At 51.3% G+C, this 18552-nt stretch carries 19 protein-coding genes; 4 read left to right on the top strand and 15 right to left on the bottom strand.

Annotated elements, in window-relative coordinates; all coding sequences use genetic code 11:
• Positions 1 to 75: 75 nt before the first annotated feature.
• Both METMI_RS0116940 and METMI_RS0116935 read left to right on the top strand, forming a co-directional pair.
• Complete coding sequence (locus METMI_RS0116940) at positions 76 to 1185, top strand: efflux RND transporter periplasmic adaptor subunit (protein WP_019867490.1); 1110 nt, start codon at positions 76 to 78, stop codon at positions 1183 to 1185.
• Entirely contained in the window at positions 1182 to 4295 is a 3114-nt protein-coding gene (locus tag METMI_RS0116935) for an efflux RND transporter permease subunit (protein WP_019867489.1), read from the top strand. Before METMI_RS0116940 ends, METMI_RS0116935 begins: the two co-directional genes overlap by 4 nt.
• A gap of 116 nt (positions 4296 to 4411) precedes the next feature.
• On the opposite strand, the gene METMI_RS0116930 is transcribed toward METMI_RS0116935, so the two are convergent.
• A complete protein-coding gene (locus METMI_RS0116930) occupies positions 4412 to 4741 on the bottom strand; it encodes a TfoX/Sxy family protein (protein ID WP_019867488.1) in 330 nt (109 codons plus the stop codon).
• 325 nt (positions 4742 to 5066) lie between these two features.
• On the opposite strand from METMI_RS0116930, the gene METMI_RS0116925 reads away from it, so the two are divergent.
• Positions 5067 to 6311 (top strand): MgtC/SapB family protein, encoded by a 1245-nt coding sequence (locus tag METMI_RS0116925; protein WP_019867487.1) that lies wholly within the window; start codon positions 5067 to 5069, stop codon positions 6309 to 6311.
• Between the two features lie 194 nt (positions 6312 to 6505).
• On the opposite strand, the gene METMI_RS0116920 is transcribed toward METMI_RS0116925, so the two are convergent.
• The 7 genes from METMI_RS0116920 to METMI_RS0116890 all read right to left on the bottom strand — a co-directional run bounded on the left by METMI_RS0116920 (position 6506) and on the right by METMI_RS0116890 (position 11820).
• The gene (locus METMI_RS0116920) at positions 6506 to 7093 is read right to left on the bottom strand and encodes a DUF4166 domain-containing protein (RefSeq protein WP_019867486.1); all 588 of its coding nucleotides are present in this window, start codon (positions 7091 to 7093) and stop codon (positions 6506 to 6508) included.
• A 3-nt stretch (positions 7094 to 7096) separates the two neighbouring features.
• A complete protein-coding gene (locus tag METMI_RS0116915) occupies positions 7097 to 7570 on the bottom strand; it encodes a DUF2269 family protein (RefSeq protein ID WP_019867485.1) in 474 nt (157 codons plus the stop codon).
• Positions 7571 to 7597: 27 nt separating this feature from the next.
• Positions 7598 to 8887: an SDR family oxidoreductase gene (locus tag METMI_RS0116910; protein ID WP_019867484.1), complete on the bottom strand. Its 1290-nt coding sequence runs from the start codon at positions 8885 to 8887 to the stop codon at positions 7598 to 7600.
• 12 nt (positions 8888 to 8899) lie between these two features.
• Positions 8900 to 9280, bottom strand: a complete 381-nt coding sequence (locus tag METMI_RS0116905; RefSeq protein WP_019867483.1) for a DoxX-like family protein — start codon at positions 9278 to 9280, stop codon at positions 8900 to 8902.
• Positions 9270 to 9707: a thiol-disulfide oxidoreductase DCC family protein gene (locus tag METMI_RS0116900; protein WP_019867482.1), complete on the bottom strand. Its 438-nt coding sequence runs from the start codon at positions 9705 to 9707 to the stop codon at positions 9270 to 9272. The genes METMI_RS0116905 and METMI_RS0116900 overlap by 11 nt, the downstream gene beginning before the upstream one ends.
• A 153-nt stretch (positions 9708 to 9860) precedes the next feature.
• On the bottom strand, positions 9861 to 10859 hold the full coding sequence (locus tag METMI_RS0116895) for a helix-turn-helix domain-containing protein (RefSeq protein WP_019867481.1): 999 nt from the start codon (positions 10857 to 10859) through the stop codon (positions 9861 to 9863).
• 76 nt (positions 10860 to 10935) lie between these two features.
• Entirely contained in the window at positions 10936 to 11820 is an 885-nt protein-coding gene (locus METMI_RS0116890) for a LysR substrate-binding domain-containing protein (RefSeq protein WP_019867480.1), read from the bottom strand.
• A 209-nt stretch (positions 11821 to 12029) separates the two neighbouring features.
• Here METMI_RS0116890 and METMI_RS0116885 point away from each other — a divergent pair, with 209 nt between their 5' ends.
• Entirely contained in the window at positions 12030 to 12599 is a 570-nt protein-coding gene (locus METMI_RS0116885) for a DUF1345 domain-containing protein (protein WP_232215245.1), read from the top strand.
• Between the two features lie 265 nt (positions 12600 to 12864).
• On the opposite strand, the gene pgl is transcribed toward METMI_RS0116885, so the two are convergent.
• From pgl to METMI_RS0116845, 7 genes are all read right to left on the bottom strand, one after another.
• The gene (gene pgl, locus METMI_RS0116880) at positions 12865 to 13548 is read right to left on the bottom strand and encodes a 6-phosphogluconolactonase (protein ID WP_019867478.1); all 684 of its coding nucleotides are present in this window, start codon (positions 13546 to 13548) and stop codon (positions 12865 to 12867) included.
• Positions 13549 to 15030 (bottom strand): glucose-6-phosphate dehydrogenase, encoded by a 1482-nt coding sequence (gene zwf / locus METMI_RS0116875; RefSeq protein ID WP_019867477.1) that lies wholly within the window; start codon positions 15028 to 15030, stop codon positions 13549 to 13551.
• A gap of 76 nt (positions 15031 to 15106) precedes the next feature.
• Positions 15107 to 15502 (bottom strand): hypothetical protein, encoded by a 396-nt coding sequence (locus METMI_RS0116870; protein WP_019867476.1) that lies wholly within the window; start codon positions 15500 to 15502, stop codon positions 15107 to 15109.
• A gap of 16 nt (positions 15503 to 15518) precedes the next feature.
• A complete protein-coding gene (locus METMI_RS27510) occupies positions 15519 to 16328 on the bottom strand; it encodes an endonuclease/exonuclease/phosphatase family protein (protein WP_019867475.1) in 810 nt (269 codons plus the stop codon).
• Positions 16329 to 16354: 26 nt separating this feature from the next.
• Positions 16355 to 17803: a decarboxylating NADP(+)-dependent phosphogluconate dehydrogenase gene (gene gnd / locus METMI_RS0116855; protein ID WP_019867474.1), complete on the bottom strand. Its 1449-nt coding sequence runs from the start codon at positions 17801 to 17803 to the stop codon at positions 16355 to 16357.
• Positions 17804 to 17853: 50 nt separating this feature from the next.
• Positions 17854 to 18291 carry a hypothetical protein gene (locus METMI_RS0116850; protein ID WP_019867473.1) on the bottom strand — a complete coding sequence of 146 codons (438 nt, stop codon included), beginning with the start codon at positions 18289 to 18291 and terminating at the stop codon, positions 17854 to 17856.
• 42 nt (positions 18292 to 18333) lie between these two features.
• Positions 18334 to 18525: a hypothetical protein gene (locus tag METMI_RS0116845; protein ID WP_019867472.1), complete on the bottom strand. Its 192-nt coding sequence runs from the start codon at positions 18523 to 18525 to the stop codon at positions 18334 to 18336.
• Between the last annotated feature and the right edge of the window lie 27 nt (positions 18526 to 18552).

The following is an 18552-nucleotide window of genomic DNA, read 5'->3' as shown; positions in this document are numbered from 1 at the left end:
AATCACAAAAAACACCGCCACCCCAACAACTAAACCTTCATTACACACCATACCGGAATTGAACCGGAGGAAAACATGATAAAAGGCAAAACCTTTGCGCTTTTGGCTATCCTAACCTTGCTTATCGGTTTTGGCGTCGTTATCGGGCGCGGCAACGCCACCGCCCCGGAGGCCAAACCAGCCACGCGCCCCGCCCTCAGCGTCAACGCCATCCGCCCCAACTGGCTTAAAATCCCCCTAAGCCTAAGCGCTAACGGTTCGGTGGCGGCTTGGCAGGAAGCGGTCATCGGTGCGGAAGTGGCCGACTTGCGCTTGAGCGAAGTACGGGCGCAAGTGGGCGAGACTGTCCGCAAAGGCCAGGTGCTCGCGGTGTTCAGCGATGACAGCGTCTTGGCGGATATCGCCCAGGCCAAAGCAGGTCTGGCGGAAGCCGAGGCCAATCTCGCCATTGCCAAACTGGACGCCGGGCGGGCCCGGCAAGTGTCGGGTTCCGGCGTGCTCAGCGCCCAACAAGTGGCGCAATTCCTCACCAGCGAGAAAACTGCGCTAGCCAAAGTGCAGTCCGCCCAAGCCCAGTTGGATAGCCAATTGCTAAGGCAAAAACATACCCGCGTCATCGCCAGTGATGGTGGTGTGGTCTCGTCGCGTAGCGCCACACTGGGCGCGGTGGCGGCAAGCGGCCAGGAATTGTTCCGCCTGATCCGGCAAAACCGCTTGGAATGGCGCGCGGAAGTGACGGCGGCCGAGATGGCGCAATTGGCGCCGGGCATCAGCGTTTCCGTAACAGTCCCCAATGTTGCCAAAGTCGACGGCAAGGTGCGTTTTCTCGCCCCGACCTTGGATGCGCAAAGCCGTAACGGCTTGGTCTATGTCGATTTGCCCGATGCCGCCGCCCAAGGCTTACGGGCCGGCATGTTTGCCCAAGGCGAATTTTATCTCGGCAGCAGCCCCGCCCTGACATTGCCGCAAGACGCCTTGTCTTTACGCGAAGGCTTTAGCTATGTTTTCCGTTTAGGCAAACCAAGCAACGGCCAAGCCACGGTCGCCCAAGTCAAAGTGCAATTGGGGCGGCGGATGGGCGACCATTATGAAATCCTTTCGGGCATCAACCCGGAAGACCGGATTGTCGCCAGCGGCGCGGCCTTCTTGACAGACGGCGATAGCGTCAGGGTAGTGCAACAATGAACATTTCCACATGGTGTATCCGCAACCCCATCCCCGCCCTGATGCTGTTTGTGCTGCTGAGCATCGGCGGGATGATGAGTTTCAAGTCCATGAAAGTCCAAAACTTCCCGGACTTGGACTTGCCCACCGTGATCGTCTCATGTAGCCTGCCGGGCGCGTCACCTTCGCAACTGGAAACCGATGTGGCGCGAAAAATCGAAAACTCGATGGCGACCTTGCAAGGCCTGAAACACATCATCACTAAAATCCAAGACGGCAGCGCCAGCATCACCGCCGAATTCCGTCTGGAAAAGCCCGTGCAGGAAGCCGTGGACGATGTGCGTTCGGCCGTGTCCAAAGTACGGGCGGACTTGCCGGGCGATTTGCGTGACCCTGTCGTCAATAAGATCGACCTCGCCGGTTCCCCCATATTGGCCTACACCGTCGCCTCTTCCCAACGCGACGATGAAGCCCTGTCCTGGTTTGTCGAGGACACCATCGCCAAACGCCTGCTCACCGTGCGCGGGGTCGGCGACGTGAAACGGGTGGGCGGGGTCAGCCGCGAAGTGACGATAGCCCTTGATCCCGTCAAACTGCAATCGCTAGGCGCGACCGCCTCTGACATTTCCCGGCAATTGCGCCAAATCCAACAAGAAAGCTCCGGTGGGCGCACCGACTTGGGCAGTGGCGAACAACCGGTACGTACCTTAGCCACTGTCAAGTCGGTGGAAGAACTGCGCCCACTGGAATTGTCACTGGCCGATGGGCGGCGCATCCGGCTCGACCAAGTCGCCACCATCACCGATGGCTTCGCCGAGCCGCGCGCTTTGGCCTTGCTCGACGGCAAACCCGTGGTGGGGTTTGAAGTCACCCGTAGCCGGGGCGCAAGCGAAGTGGAAGTCGGTGCGGGCGTGCAACAAGCCTTGGCGGAATTACGCCTGGCCCATCCTGATATCGAATTCACCGAGGCCTTCAATTTTGTCATCCCGGTGCAGGAAGAATTCGACGGTTCGATGACGCTCCTTTACGAAGGCGCATTGCTGGCGGTGCTGGTGGTTTGGCTGTTCCTGCGTGACTGGCGGGCGACCTTCATTTCCGCCGTGGCCTTGCCCTTGTCGGTGATCCCGGCGTTCCTGGGCATGGAATATTTTGGCTTCTCGCTGAATATCGTCACCTTGCTGGCCTTGTCTTTGGTGATCGGCATTTTGGTTGACGATGCCATCGTCGAAGTGGAAAACATCGTCCGCCATTTGCGCATGGGCAAAACCCCTTACCAAGCGGCAATGGAAGCGGCGGAAGAAATCGGTTTGGCGGTGGTCGCCACCACGTTTTCCCTAGTCGCGGTGTTCTTGCCTACGGCGTTTATGAGCGGTATTGCCGGACGCTTTTTCAAACAGTTTGGCTGGACGGCGGCATTGGCGATCATGGCTTCGCTGATTGTGGCGCGGATGCTGACCCCGATGATGTCCGCGTACCTGCTCAAAAACACCGGACATGAGGAACAACAGGACGGGCGCATCATGCGCCATTACCTCACATTGGCGGCATGGTGCCTCAGGCACCGCTTTCTCACCCTGACGGCGGCGGTGGCGTTTTTTATCGGCTCACTGCTGCTGATCCCGCTGTTGCCGACGGGCTTCATCCCGCCGGACGACAACCCGCAAAGCCAAGTCTTTGTCGAGCTCCCGCCCGGGGCGACCTTGGCGCAAACCCGCGTTTCCGCCGAAGCGGCAAGGCAACTGGTCGCCGCCGTGCCGTACGTGAAAGGCGTCTACACCACCATCGGCGCCGGTTCGGCCGGAGTTGACCCGATTGCCATACAAGGCAGCGGCGAAGTCCGCAAAGCGACGCTGACGATACTGCTGGCGGACCGCCAGGATAGGCCGGTACGTAAGCAAGCCATAGAACAAAACATCCGGCAGGCCTTACAAGCCTTGCCGGGTGTCCGTACCAAAGTGGGCTTAGGCGCATCTGGAGAGAAATATATCCTGGTGTTAAGCGGTGAAGACCCTCAAGCTTTAAGTGCCGCCGCACACGCCGTGGAAAAAGATTTACGCACCATCCATGGCCTGGGTAATATCGCCTCCAGCGCCGCCTTGGTCAGGCCAGAGATTGCCGTACGTCCCGATTTCGCCCGCGCCGCCGATTTGGGCGTGACTTCCGCCGCCATCGCCGAAACCCTACGTATCGCCACTATCGGCGATTATGATATGTCGCTGCCCAAGTTCAACTTGGCGCAGCGGCAAGTGCCGATGATGGTGAAACTCAACGGCGACGGACGGCGTGACTTGGCCGTTCTGGAACGCCTCGCCGTCCCCTCCGGCAAAACTGGCAACGGCCCGGTGATGGTCGGCCAAGCCGCAACCCTGGAGCTATCCAGCGGCCCGGCGGTCATTGACCGCTACGACCGTTCCCGCAACATCAACTTTGAAATTGAATTGGCGGAACTGCCTTTAGGCGATGTCACCGCCGCCGTGCAAAATTTGCCCAGCATCCGGTCGCTTCCGGCGGGCGTCAGGCAAATCAACATTGGCGACGCCGAAATGATGGAAGAGCTGTTCACCAGCTTTGGCCGGGCGATGCTCATCGGCGTGTTATGCATCTTTATCGTGCTGGTGTTGTTGTTTAAGGATTTCCTGCAACCCATCACCATTTTGGTGGCCTTGCCGCTGTCCTTTGGCGGCGGTTTCGTCGCCCTGTTGCTGGCACAGAAAAGCTTCTCCATGCCCTCGCTCATCGGCTTGGTCATGCTCATGGGCATCGCCACCAAAAATTCCATCCTGCTGGTCGAATACGCCATCGTCGCCAGGCGCGACCACGGCATGGGACGTATTGACGCCCTGCTTGATGCCTGCCATAAACGTGCCCGCCCCATCGTCATGACCACCATTGCCATGGGCGCCGGCATGTTGCCGATCGCCACCGGTATGGGCGCGGCGGATTCGTCTTTCCGTAGCCCGATGGCGGTCGCGGTGATTGGCGGCTTGGTCACGTCCACCTTACTCAGTTTATTGGTGATCCCGGTCGCTTACACTTACCTGGATGATTTTAAGGGGTTGTTTTTGAAAGGATGGTTGCGGTTTGGGGATGGCGGAAAAGCCGAGGTGGCTCCAAAAGCCGGACAAAGTTAGGCCTGGCTGGCACGGGGTTGTCACCTACCCCATAACCTTCCAATTGCTGATTGATGCATCAAAGCATTTAGGACGGGGGTTACAAAACCCCGTTCCGCCAAACCATTTAAAATGGTTCAAGTTTTTTTCTTTTTCGTTTTCGGCAGGGGCAATGCTGCGGCGGTCACGCTGATAAGCCGGGTCAAATAGTCGCCGTCATCCCACTGGTCGCCTGAAATGAGCAGATAAGGCTTCGCGCCAGGATACGGGCAGCCCGTTTCAATGTCGCCGATAAACGCCTTGCCCGCCGCCGTTGGTTTGACGAACAACTGGTCGTCGCAAACCAACGCCACCACCTTGCCATCGCAATAAACCGCATATTCACCAAACATCTTTCTCGCAGAGACCATTCCCGCCATTGCGGTTTGTTCCAGGATGTAATCGACTGTACTTTGCTTGGATGCCATTTTGAAAGCCTCTATTGTGGATGCCGTAGGTGACACTTAAGCCGTGACGCCCATTTTTTCCAAACACGCTGATGTAGTTGAGCAGCCTGTCTTATCCAACGTATTCTAAACATCTGCAATTTGGACACGAAGTGAAAAATACAAAAGGCACAAAAACCAGACGGGAAATCAGGTACACTCCAAGCTGGAACGGGTTTCTTACCAATTCCATAACGTTCCGCTTATCGGCACCTCAAAACGTTTTAGATAGGGTTGTAAATCCCGTCCCGCCCAAAATAAATTAGCCCGGCAAGGCTGAAATATCAACTTTTACTGGGTTTTTAAGATGACAGAACTGGAAAGCTTCAAATTATTAGGCATTGCCCTGGCGATAGGCCTGCTTATCGGCCTGGAACGCGGGTGGCGCACGCGCAACAGGGATGAAGGCATGCGGGTTGCCGGGCTGCGCACTTATGGCCTGATCGGCTTGCTAGGCGGGCTTTGGGGCATCCTGTCCAAGGAAATAGACCCTATTTTGTTGGGTTTCAGTTTCCTAGGGCTCACCTTAGTCCTGCTGGTGGCTTACAGCAAAAGCCTTGATAAGTTTGAAGATTTCAGCATCACCAGCATGATAGCGTCACTGATCACCTTTGCGTTAGGGGCGTTAGCCGTTTTTGGCCATATCACCGTCGCCTGTTCGGCCGCCGTGGTCATCACTTCGTTGTTGGGTTTCAAACCGCTGCTCCACGGCTGGATGAAAAAACTGGAACAGCAGGAACTGGATGCGACCCTGCAACTGCTGCTGATTTCCGTCGTGATCCTGCCGATACTGCCCGACCAGGGCTATGGCCCCTGGGCCGCTTTTAACCCTTATCACATCTGGTGGATGGTGGTGTTGATCGCGGGCATTTCTTACCTCGGTTATTTTGCCATCAGGATAGTCGGCGACCGCCATGGCCCGGTTTTGACAGGTGCGTTGGGGGGATTGGTTTCTTCAACGGCGGTGACGCTTAACTTGTCACGCTTATCAAAACACTATCCCGATAATGACCGCGTGCTGGCGGCTGGGATTTTGACGGCCTGCGCCACCATGTTTGCACGCACCCTGCTGCTGGTCTCAATCATGAACCCGGTGCTGTTCCGTGCCTTGCTGCCTGCGCTGCTGCTTATGTGCCTGTCCACTTATCTGGTGGCTTTCCTGCTATGGAAAAATGCGCGTGAATTCCGTACTGGCGAAGAGCTAAGCCTTGAAAACCCTTTCCAATTAGGCATGGCGCTAAAGTTCGGCGCCTTTTTAACCGTCATCCTATTATTATCTAATCTACTCAAGATGTACTTCGGCAATATGGGCACTTATTTTCTGGCGGCGGCTTCCGGCCTCGCCGATGTCGACCCCATTACCCTGACCATGTCACGCATGAGCCAAGACGGTTTAAACCTGAATGTCGCTGGCAAGGCGATCCTTATCGCCGTCTCGGTCAATTCATTGGTGAAAAGTATTTTTTCAATGACTATCGGCGGCCTGATCCTGGGACGTTGGGTAGGCGGGACTTTATTGATGGCAGTTACGGCAGGATTAGTTGTTTCGTGAGCGGGCGTCGCTTCAGCAAAAAGTTAGGCGTTCAAACCACTAATCTTCAACGCTGGAATGGGATCCCTGCGGGAACAGGTTTATCCCGTTCCGTAACGCTTAACTTGGTTATCAACGCATCCAGACGATTAGGACGCGAGGTTGCCACCCGTCCCGCCCAAGCGAATAATTGGGCAAGAAAACAATGCCCCGTTTTAACAATACCCAAACTCCCCCCGATAACTATACGTCTCTCCCCACCACGGATGCCGGATAGTAAAGTCCAGATAAAATTTATCCAGGGTAACGGCATGTTCGCTGATTGTCGCCGTGCCTAGCAGCAACCAATCCGGAAGGTTCAGGCAAATGCCGCCACATTGCCAAACATGCCCGTTGCTGCGGTAAACCAAATCGCCGTCCTCAACGTCCACTTGCAAACGGATACCAAAACCGTAGCCTATGCTTTCGATAAGTTCGTGTTCCGCCAGATAGGCCATACGCGAGCGGAAAAAATGCGTTTTGCCGTCGGGATAAGCCATGGTGCGTTGCCAGTGCAACCAATTGCCATCTGCACTGGCGGTCTTTTCGACACGGGTTTGCACGGCTTGCCCGCGCCGGAAAATGAGGCCACCGAACAGGTGGATAATGCCAACCATCGGCAACATGAGTGTCGGGTAGTTAATCGCCATCACGCCTTGCAGGCAACTGCCCTGCCCGTCTTGCACTTCATAATGGCGTTGGATGACGCGCGGCAACTTTTGCCAATCTGCGCCTACCACCTGTTGCAGTAAAAAAGCCGTCATCGCCTAGCTCCAAAGGGAATTGTGGAACACCATCAGCGTGGTGATGGTGATCATGCCGAAAAACGCCGGGACACCTAGCCACATCCATAATTTGGAATAATAAAAATAGCGCTCTGGCAAAGCTTGGCCTTGGGTTAAGGAACCGGCGGCAAGGTCGCGCATGCGGATTTGCAGCCACACCACGGGCAACCAGCACAAACCCGTCAGGGCGTACAGCGCAAGTGACCAAAACAACCAACTGTCGCTAAACGAAGCCGATAATTGCTGGGCTAGGAAATAGCCAGTGATGGGCTGGATGAGGACGGTCGGGGTGGTGAACCACCAATCCGCCAGCACGACATGGCGGCTGGTGATGGCTATCGCGGCATGGTCGCCGCTGTTGTCCGCCATGATTTTGTAGAACACCGTGCCTAAGCCTAGACCGAACAGGATGATGGCGCTGAGGATATGGATGAGTTTTAGGGTTAGGTAAATCATGAGGTTCTCCTGATGGGGTCGTATATTTCAGAGCGTAGGTCGGCTAATGATCGCGCAAATCCACAAAACTATTAAAAACGGCAAATTCTTTAAAATCGGCCCGAACGGATGCAGCCAAAATTCCGGCAACGCCACGCTAATGACGATGGTGTAAACCAACACAATCGCCATCTGTAAGTTCAGTAAGGCTTGCAAGCGATACCGCGCTAAAGTTGCCAGCCCTAAGCCGATGTCCATTAACGCCAAGCCATACAGCACTAACGGGGCGACATTGCCAGTAACGCCAGTCACCGCCAATAATTCATAACTGGCTTCATGCGGGTAAAAAAACAGCGAGGTGATGCCGCTCCACAACCAGACAATAGCAATCAGCAACGGCAGTAACGGTTTGAGGAAATACAATTGCGCGTGCCAGCGTTCGGCACTTGAGGCGGGTTTGGCAAATAATCGCTGATGGATGCTTAGCGGCGGGCGACCTAAAATGGCAGTGATGGGAGCTGGATCACCAATGTTGTTGCGGTAAAGCATAGGGATATTGTCTTTCGCCAAAATCGGCAGATCCAAAAATTTGCCTAGGCTTGCCAAACACAAAAGCCAGTTTTGAGGCAGATTGATAGTCTTTGCAGATGCTTTGCCTAGCCGCAAGCGGAGATTAAACAACAAATCGGCATAGCGAATCGGTGCAGGCCCGACTAAAGCCAAGGCCTGCCGTGCATTTGCTGACGGTTCCAAGCACTGGCAAACCACCGCCACCAAATCATCAATATGGATTGGCTGTAACCATTGCCCACCGCCATCCGGCAACACCTGCACAGGCAAGGCGGCTAAGGCGTGGAACAAGGCCATGCTTTGGGAGCGCCCGCCATAAACCAGCGATGGCTGCAACACCCACCAAGCCACATCCAAACCGCGCAAAAAATCATCCGCCGCGCGTTTGCTCAAGTGATAAGCCGATTGGGCATTTTCATCCGCACCCAGCGCAGAAATTTGGATGATTTTCTTTACGCCCATTTGGGCGGCGGCGGTAAATAATGCGATTGGTGCATTCGTGTGCAATTGCGCAAAGGATTGCTGTTTGGTTTCCGCAATAATGCCCACGCAATTGATGACCGCGTCGATGTTTTTAAAATGCGGTAGCCAATGCTTGGCTTGATTGGTAGTTTCGAAATCTATTTGTAGCCGTGTTAGGTGTTCGGATTGGCTTAATAGCTTTTCGGGGTTGCGGCTACAAGCGGTAACTTTATGGCCTTGTTGCACTAGGGCAAGCAAAATGGCATTGCCGATGAAACCTGTAGCACCAGTGATTAGGATGTTCACGATTAGCCTCCTTTATATTGGTTTTCTTGCCAACAAGGCAATAACCGACAACGCCACCACCGTCAGATTGACAGTGGTCGGGTTAAATGCCGCCAGCAAAAACAATGGCGAGTAAACAGCTACGCAGAGCCACAAACCCAGCATGGCGGCGATAGTCACTAGAAAAGGCCAACGCTGTTGATAAAACACCAACACCCCTATTCCTAATAAAATTTCCAAACTACCACCCACATAAGCCAGATTAACCGCTGAAGCCTCCGCCATACCCAGGCTCCCATTCATTAGCAGCTCATCCCGATGCGGCCCCAATATCTTTGGCACCAACCCTTGATAAAACCACACGAACGCCACCGAAAATCGGCAAATTTGTAAAACCAGCGTATTAGCCGCCATTGAGATACCTGCTTAAATGATCGGGGGTAGGCAACAGACAAGTCGTGTATCTGCCGAATAATGTATAGCGGTTACGGGCAATGCGGTCGTACAACCAATCGCGCAAAGGTTTGGGAATAAGCCAGATACTCGCGGCGATTTTCCAAGGCCAAGGCAAGGCCAGCATGACGCGGATAAATGCCAGGGATTTTTGATACATCTGCGCCCCTTCAACCAGCAACATAGTTTCGTAAACATCCGTCGGTAAACCATACCATTGCAAAATGGCTTGGCCTGCATCGGACTGGACGGATGCCAATTTAAAAACACGCTGCGTGTCAAAACGGATTAAGAAAGTCGCCCAAGCATGGCAAAGCTTGCATTCGCCATCGAATAGCACCACTTTGTCATCAGGCTTAATGCTGGGTGGGCAGGTTTGTGTTTGCACAGTATTGCTCCTCTACAATCGTGATGAAAGTAGCGGCTAGCTTAGTGTGCAAAAGCTGGGTTGGCTTCCAAATTGATAAAAGAGGAATAATTAATCGGCTGAATTTTGATGATGGAGTGAAAAACCTATTTTTTTATTCCAACCAGATTTTTCTTAAGCCTGATTTTTCCGATATTGCCCAGGTGCCATGCCGACAATATCGCGGAATGCCGCATAGAAATTGGATTGGGTGCTGAAACCGACGGACAAACCTATCGCCAACACCGAAGCATGGGGTTCGGCAAGCAGCAAGCGTTTGGCTTCTTGGATGCGCTGTTCGCGGATGTAACGCGAAAAGCCTTGTTGGAATTGGGTGTTGATGAGTTCGGACAACTGGTGCTGGCTTAACTCCAATTGCTCGGCGAGTAAGGGCAAATTTAAGGTTTCTAAGGTGTAGAGCTTATCTTGCCGCATCAACCTATCCAGCTTGGCCAGCACGGCGGCTTTGTCGATATGTTTTAATGTGGATTCCGCATAGGCGGCTTGTACGGCTTCGCTGACATCGGCGGTGATGGTCGGGAAGCGCAGCAAGGTCAAGGTGGCGGCGAAAAATGCCATGCCAATCAAGATACTGTAAGCGACAATAAAATCATGCTCGCCGAGCAAAGGCCAGATAAATCCCAGCAACACGACACCAATGGCTATGGCAAACAGCGTCGCCAAGGCCATGAGTTCTAAACGGAAACGCTGGCGTTGTTCGCGCAAAGCGTAAACCGATTGTGCCAACCACAGCAAATAGCCGCTGCCGATCAAAAACGCGACGGGTACGGCGATGGACTGCGGCAGAATCAGGCTGAATATTATCGGTGCGGCATGGTAAAGGTCGCGTTGTTGATACAGGCTATCGGCAAGAAGTATTTGGCGGCTATAAAAGTAAAAGCTAGGTGCAATGCCGTACAACATTGCCGAATACAGCGGGGAATGGAAAGCATCGAATTGTTTCAGCAGTATGCCCAAATGCAAAAATTGTAATCCTGCCAAACCTATCAATAACAAACATCCGGCGGCTTGGGCAATGCGCTGGGTTGCCACTGCTTGCAAGCTGTTACCGACCATTAATAATGTAGCCGAACCTATGGAAAAGCCGATGAATATTAAGGCAATTATCTGCATTTAACCCTTATTGTTATAAAGCGGTAAACAAAGTTCCATAGGGAAGATAGGCAAAAGGGATTGTCTGGGCTACTGATCAACAATAGGTATGCGCGGTTTGAATCAATTGGCTTAATTGTTTAATCAATTCAATCCGATTACTGGTTTTACGCCAAACTAAGCCAATACTCCGTTTCGGCGCAGGTTTGGTGAACGGCAAATAACAAATCCCGTCATCATTTTCACGAATAGCGATGCTCGGCATAAAAGTAATCCCTGTGCCCGCACGTACCATTTGCCTTAAGGTTTCTAAACCTGTCGCCCTTACGTCTTGTTGCTCATCCGCGTGATAAGTTTGGCAGATTTGCAGGGCATGACCGCGTAGACAATGGCCTTCGTCTAATAACAACAATTCTTGATCGGCTAAATCTGCGGGGTCAATCACCTTGTTAATTGCAAACGGGTGATCTGGCGCGACAGCCAATAAAAACTCGTCATCAAACAAGTGTTGGTTTTCCAAATGGTCATCAATAATGGGCAAAGCTAATAAGGCCGCATCCATTTGCCCGCTTTTTAATTGCTGTAGCAGGAAATCGGTTTTTTCTTCCACGAGAATCAGCCGAATTTTCGGCATGGCTTGTTTAATGAGCGGCACAAGCTGGGGGAATATGTAAGTGGATAGGGTCGGGAACGCGCCTAAACGTAAATTGCCTGCCAGTGGGTCTTGGGCGATTTCCGCCATTTCTTTGATGTGGTCGACTTCTTTGAGGATTTGCCGCGCCGATGCGATGATTTTTTCGCCTAACTCGGTCGGTAAGACTTTTTTGTTGGTGCGCTCAAAAATCTGCACACCCAAACCATCTTCCATTTTCTTAATTTGCGTGCTTAACGTCGGTTGGCTGATAAAACAGCGTTCAGCGGCTTGCACAAAACTGCGTAAATCAGCGACAGCGATGAGGTAATGCAGGTCTCTTAAATTCATATTGCACCTGTTGAATGGTTTTAAGCGATAAACCATACCATAAAGTCGCTTTGTTATAGGTTTACTGGATGCTAAAAAAGTGCCAGAGTACAGCTATTGTTGGTTACGCCTTAACACAAATAATGACACGCCTATTCCGCTTTTTTGCTAGCCATCCCCATCCCCGTCTTCTAGTTGCCGTTTTGATTGGTGTCATCTCCGGTTTTTTAATGCCCCATTCCTGGCGTACGGTCACGCAAGTGCTGATGTCTTGGAATATGATGGTTTGGATTTATTTATCGTTAATGGCTTGGTTGATGCTAAGGGCTGACCATGAGCGGGTCATTAAAATCGCTATCCAGGAAGATGAGCACGGGGCGACTATTCTGGCGATGTTTTCGATTGCCACTGTGGCCAGTTTAGTGGCGATAGTTTTGGAACTATCCAATGACGGGCCTTCAAGCAATTTCCAGTTATTCCGCTATTTGCTGACCAGTGCGACTATTCTAGGTTCATGGCTTTTTATCGGCGTGTTGTTCACGTTCCATTATTCGCGGATGTATTACTCAACACTGGCCGACCAAAGGCCTTTAAAATTCCCCGATGACGAACAACAGCCGGATTATTGGGATTTTTTATATTTTGCCTTCACCATCGCGGTGGCGGCGCAAACCGCCGATGTCTCGGTGATGAGCCGCCCGATGCGGAAAATTGTCTTGGCACAGTCGATTTTGAGTTTTTTGTTTAATGTCGCCATTATTGGTTTGTCGATTAATGTGATGGCGAGTTTGGTGGGATAACGTGTTTGTTTATCTGGTGGCTTAGGACGCTGACATTTGCATAGGGGCGGACGGTTGTCCGCATTTTTTTATAGACAGTATAGAAATCCATTAGCAATCAGGCGGACAGCCGTCCGCCACTACTGCGAATTTATTTATTAAAAATCATTAGCTTGAATGAACTTCAAACCAGATTTAGGGCTTACAGAGATTTTAAATCTAGTGAGTACCCAAGGGCATGTAAGGGGGTAATCTGGGAACAGTCCAAAACCGTTCCCAGATTTCACTAAGCCTGATAAGCGTCGCTATCAATATAAATATCCAGCGTATTTTCCGGTTTTATGGACGCAACCGGCAAATCCGCACCTGCCCGCCACGCTTTGACAATTTCACGTTTATTCGCGCCAGTCACCAAAAACAACAATTCGTGCGTGTCGCTCAAGGCTTTCGCGCTGATGGAGACGCGTTTGGGCGGTGGTTTGGGGGAGTTATAAACCGCGTGCACCAACTCATCGGCATCATGAACATGGCCTGGGAACAGGCTGGCGGTATGCCCGTCTTCGCCTAAGCCTAACAACACCATATCAAACGGTAGGGCGGCGGCGACGATGGGATGGTAATGTCCGGCGGCATGTTCGCCACCGTGTTCGGCTTCCATCGTGAAAATTTGCCCGGCAGGGATGGGCACATGGTTGAGCAAAGTGGTTTGGGCAATTACGCTATTGCGTTCGGCGTCATCGGCCGGCAAGCAACGTTCGTCACCGTAGTAAACCACCCAATTCGCCCAGTCGGCATCGGTTTTTGCCAGTAAACGGTAGATTTTTTCAGGGGTTGTGCCACCTGCCAAGACCAATTTAAATTTGCCGTGTTTGGCAATCGCTGCTTGGGCGGATTTTAAGATATGTTGGCAAGCAACGGTGGCAACGTCATCGGCAGTTGCCAGCGTATGCCAGCGGCTATTTTCTTGCATTTATTTACACTCCGGTGTTAAGGAACTACGCCAGGATTGGCTTTCTTTATCAAATAATCGGCTGTCTTCAGGCCCCCACGAGCCGGCCGGGTACGTGGCGATGTAATCACGCTCAATCGCCCACGTCTGTAAAATCGGATCGACGATGCGCCAGGCATATTCGACTTCGTCAAAACGCAAAAATAATGAACGGTCACCTTTCAGCACATCCAACAGCAAGTCTTCATAAGCATCAATGGCCTTTTCGTCTTGGTTACGGAAGCTGGCGTCCAAGCTGCTGGTGCGCGTGCTCATTTCCAGGCCGGGTTCTTTTACGGTCATTTCTATGCGGATGCACTCTTCCGGCTGGATACCGAGCAGCACCCAATTCGGGTTCATGCACTGCACGTCCGTGCCCCGGAAAAATTGCAGCGGCGGATGGCGGAAGCAAATCGAAATGGTCGATTGCGCATTCGCCATGCGTTTGCCGGTGCGCATGTAAAACGGCACGCCACGCCAACGCCAGTTGTCGATGTACAGTTTCATCGACGCATACGTCTCGGTGGTGCTTTCCGGCGGGATATTGGCCTCGTCCAGGTAACCTTTCACCTTTTCGTCATTGACCACGCCTTTGGCATATTGGCCACGGAAGGCTTGGGCATGGACCGCTTCTTTCGGGATCGGGCGGATGGATTTTAAGACTTTGACTTTTTCATCACGCAAGGACTCGGCTTCCATGGACACGGGCGGCTCCATCGTCACCAAGGTCAGCAATTGCAGCAAATGGCTTTGCAGCATATCGCGCAAGGCCCCTGCGCCGTTGTAATAATCGCCCCGGCTGTCAATGCCGATGCTTTCCGAATGGGTGATCTGGATATGGTCGATGTAATTGCGGTTCCACAACGGTTCCAGCATGACATTCGCGAAACGGAACACCAGCACGTTCTGCACCATGCCTTTGCCTAGGTAATGGTCGATGCGGTAAATCTGTTCTTCGCGCAAATAGTGGCTGATACGTTTCTGCAAGGCCTGGGCGCTGTCAAGATCGTAACCAAAGGGTTTTTCGATAATCACGCGCCGCCAGCCGCTTTCTTCGTTGAACAACTGGTTGGCGCTTAACATGCTCATCACCGGCCCGAAATCGGCAGGGCTGATGGACAGATAAAACGCGATATTTTTGGAAAAGCCTTTCTGTTCCAAAGCCGTCGCTAAGGTCGAATAGCATTCGGCTTGGCTAATGTCGCCTTGGTGATAATCCAACCGTCCGCTAAAGCGTTGGAACACCGCCTCATCAAAATCATCCTTGGCTTTTGCCATGACCATATCACGGACTTCCGCCTGCCATTTTGGCTGGTCCCAAGGACGGCGGCCCATCGCCAAAATCCGAGTGCCTTCCGGCAAACGGCCTGCAACATCCAAATGGTAAAGCGCGGGCATCAGCTTGATACGGGAGAGGTTGCCAGTGGCACCGAAAATGACATAAGTACAAGGTTCTGCTTTCATAGGATTTTTGGTGCCGATAGGATTAAAATAAATGATTTACGCACATCAAAAACAAGCGATCTTCATAAAAGGCTTATTAATTTTTACTTTGGGCAATCAGGCTACGAATAATATTTACGGTATGCTCTGATTTAAAAACATCTTCCAAGTATTGTTTAAATTCCCGTTCATTTTTTAAATTATTGTCGTCCCATAAATCCGCATCAGAGTCAGAAAAATATACCGGATATAAATCAATGGGTTGTATTATTTTAAAAAGCGTATATTCATAACCATTTAAAGCAGGAGCCTTGAGCGTGAATCGGATATGCAAACGTCCTTTGTTATCAGGATACGCATCCACTTCCGCTTCAATAATATTTGATGTCTTTGCCCCCAATTTTGCGGCTTGTTCCCTTAGAATAAGTAAAGGTGGTTTTTGGGAAGGCTCACCCGTCAAATCAGGCCATAAATCATCACTTGAATCTGTCATTATGATTCTCCAACTATTAACAATTTAACTGGAAGAGGATAGGTAGGTGATCAGAAATATTCTTATCAGGAATGCCATTTCTAGTTAACAGTGAGCAATCTCCCGCCCTATCAATCAGTTTTAAGTTCTCATTTTGAAACATTGGCAGCACATCAGACCTGAGCAACACTTGGTCAAACAAATGCCAAAAATAGCTGACGTGTTCGCTTTGCTGGTGATAATAGCTACCAGATGGTCGATTGGACGCATCACCCAACAAACTCCACATAGGGTTGTAAAAAAACGGATAACTCCGTCCGTTCACCATCCGTGTTTTTTTCTCGGCAATATGCCTTGCCATTGTGGCATGAAGGCCATTGGCCGCAATCAACCCCGTTTCAAACGGGTTCATGTTCAAATCACCCACCAACACCGTGCGCTGATGCCCGACCTTCTCTTCCATTCTGATAATGTCCCTTGCTATTGCCGCCATCTCAAACGCTTGGCTGTCATTTGATTGCCTAAGTTTGCTAGGAAGATGGGCAACAACTAGCGATAAATCAGTACCATTTTGCGGTTTAAAATGCCGGATACTAATATGTTTAGATTCAAACTGTGGTTTTATTTGCCTATCTTGGAACTTTGAAAATATGGCAATCCTTTCACATAACCCTGAATTGTAATGAAAATCAGAAACTTCAGGTGTGTTGAGCTTTGCTAATATATCTGCAATCCCCAAAGTATTTTCAGCAAGCATCAGCACATCAACGTCAAATTCACGCACCAAACGGCAAACTATATCTAGCCGCCGCGTACGCCCTACATTCCAAAAGAGGAAAGTTACCATACCGCTTGTGCGTACTTGAATTAGATTTAAACCGTATAAGTCGTTGATGCCACTTTACCGCCCTGCCCTGTCCAATCGGTGTGGAAAAATTCGCCGCGTGGCTTGTCGGTGCGCTCGTAAGTATGCGCCCCAAAATAATCGCGTTGGGCTTGCAGCAGATTGGCGGGCAAGCGTTCGGTGCGGTAGCCGTCGTAATAGGCCAATGCCGAAGAGAACGCCGGGGTCGGGATACCGGCTTCAATGCCTAAGACCACCGCTTTGCGCCATCCTGCATCGGCATTTTTAATGGCGTCGACAAAGAAATCCGCCAGCAACAGGTTTTCCAGCCCAGGGTTGGCATCGTAAGCCTGTTTGATGTTGTTCAAAAATTGGCTACGGATGATGCACCCCCCGCGCCACATCAAAGCGATTTCGCCATAATTCAATGACAGTCCATATTCTTTGGACGCTTCCCGCATCAACCTAAAACCTTGGGCATACGAAATGATCTTAGCGGCATACAAGGCGTCATGGACGGCTTCAATCATCGCCTGTTGGTCACCGTTAAACACCGATTTGGCAGGTTTTGGCAAGATTTTCGCCGCTTTCACCCGTTCGTCCTTTTGTGCCGACAAACAACGGGCAAACACCGACTCGCCAATCAAGGTCAACGGGATCCCCAAGTCCAGGGCATTGATGCCTGTCCATTTGCCCGTGCCTTTTTGTCCGGCGGTGTCGAGGATTTTATCAACCAAAGGCTTACCGTCCTCATCTTTATAAGCAAAAATCCCGGCGGTGATTTCAATCAAATAAGAGCTTAATGCGCCGTGGTTCCATTCGGTGAAAATCTCATGCAATTCGCCTGCTGACAAGCCCAAACCCTGCGACAATAATTGGTAGGCTTCACAAATCAACTGCATGTCGCCGTATTCGATGCCGTTATGCACCATTTTGACGTAATGCCCTGCGCCGTTGTCGCCTACCCATTCGCAGCATGGCTGCCCGTCGACTTCCGCGCTGATGGCCTGGAAAATCCCTTTGACGGTAGGCCACGCGGCTTTATTGCCGCCCGGCATGATGGACGGGCCGTGCCTTGCGCCTTCTTCACCACCCGATACGCCCGTGCCGATGTAGTAAATGCCTTGTTCCTGCAAATATTGGGTGCGGCGGTTGGTGTCGGTGAACAGGGAATTGCCGCCATCAACAATGATGTCACCCGCCGACAGCAAAGGTATCAATTTTTCGATGTATTGGTCGACCACTTCACCCGCCTTGACCATCAGCATCACCACACGCGGCGATTCCAATTGGTCGACAAATTCTTCCAACGAATGCGCGCCCACCACTTGTGTGCCATGGGCAGGGCCCGCCAAAAACTCATCCACAGTGCTGGTGGTGCGGTTAAAGACAGCGACTTTAAAACCGTGGTCGTCCATGTTTAACACTAAATTTTGTCCCATGACCGCGAGGCCAATTAAACCGATATTTGCTTTCATGTTCGCCTTTGATAACAATATTGTGGATGGAAGTGCGTTTGCGGTGGTTGCTATTTCATTAGCAATTCGACTAGCTTGACAAACGCCGGATTGAATAAGGTCAGGCCGAAAATCGTCAGCCCGATTAAAATTTTTAATAACAAGGCAGTTTGTTTGACGTCTGTACGCAAATCATTTAGCTCTATGCGCAAGTCATTTATGTCTTGCTTAAGCTCTGTACGCAAGTCATTTATGTCTTGTTTAATTTCTGCGCGTAATCCATTTATTTCCGCACGGACAAACTCCTTGGTCGCCAATTCAGTGCGTAGCTCGTTATACAATTCCGACTTAATTGCTTCTTTTTTGTCAACGATATATTCGTTGGCCTTGTCTTGTATGGCGGTGATTGACGCCTCTATCGCATGGGCAAACACTTCCGCTTTCGGGCGGTCATGGTTGAACGCCTCTTCCAGTAAAAGAAACGCATCGCGGGGTAATGAATAAGCCATGAAACTCTCCTTCGTTTGTCACATAAATAAACCTTGTTGCAATCACTTCATCATTAGCTCGACCAGCTTGACAAACGCCGGATTGAATAAGGTCAGGCCAAAAATCGCCAGGCCGATTAAGGTTTTTAACAGTAATCCTTGCTGTTTCATTTCAGCATGTAAGCTGCCCATTTTTTGGTGGATCTCGTCGCGTAAGCCATTAATTTCAGCACGGACGAATTCTTTCGTCGCCAACTCTGAACGCAGTTCGTTATAGAGTAG

This window comes from Methylovulum miyakonense HT12, assembly GCF_000384075.1.
GTDB lineage: Bacteria > Pseudomonadota > Gammaproteobacteria > Methylococcales > Methylomonadaceae > Methylovulum > Methylovulum miyakonense.
Note: the sequence above shows the minus strand (reverse complement) of the source record. Positions and strands in the feature narration are given on the sequence as shown.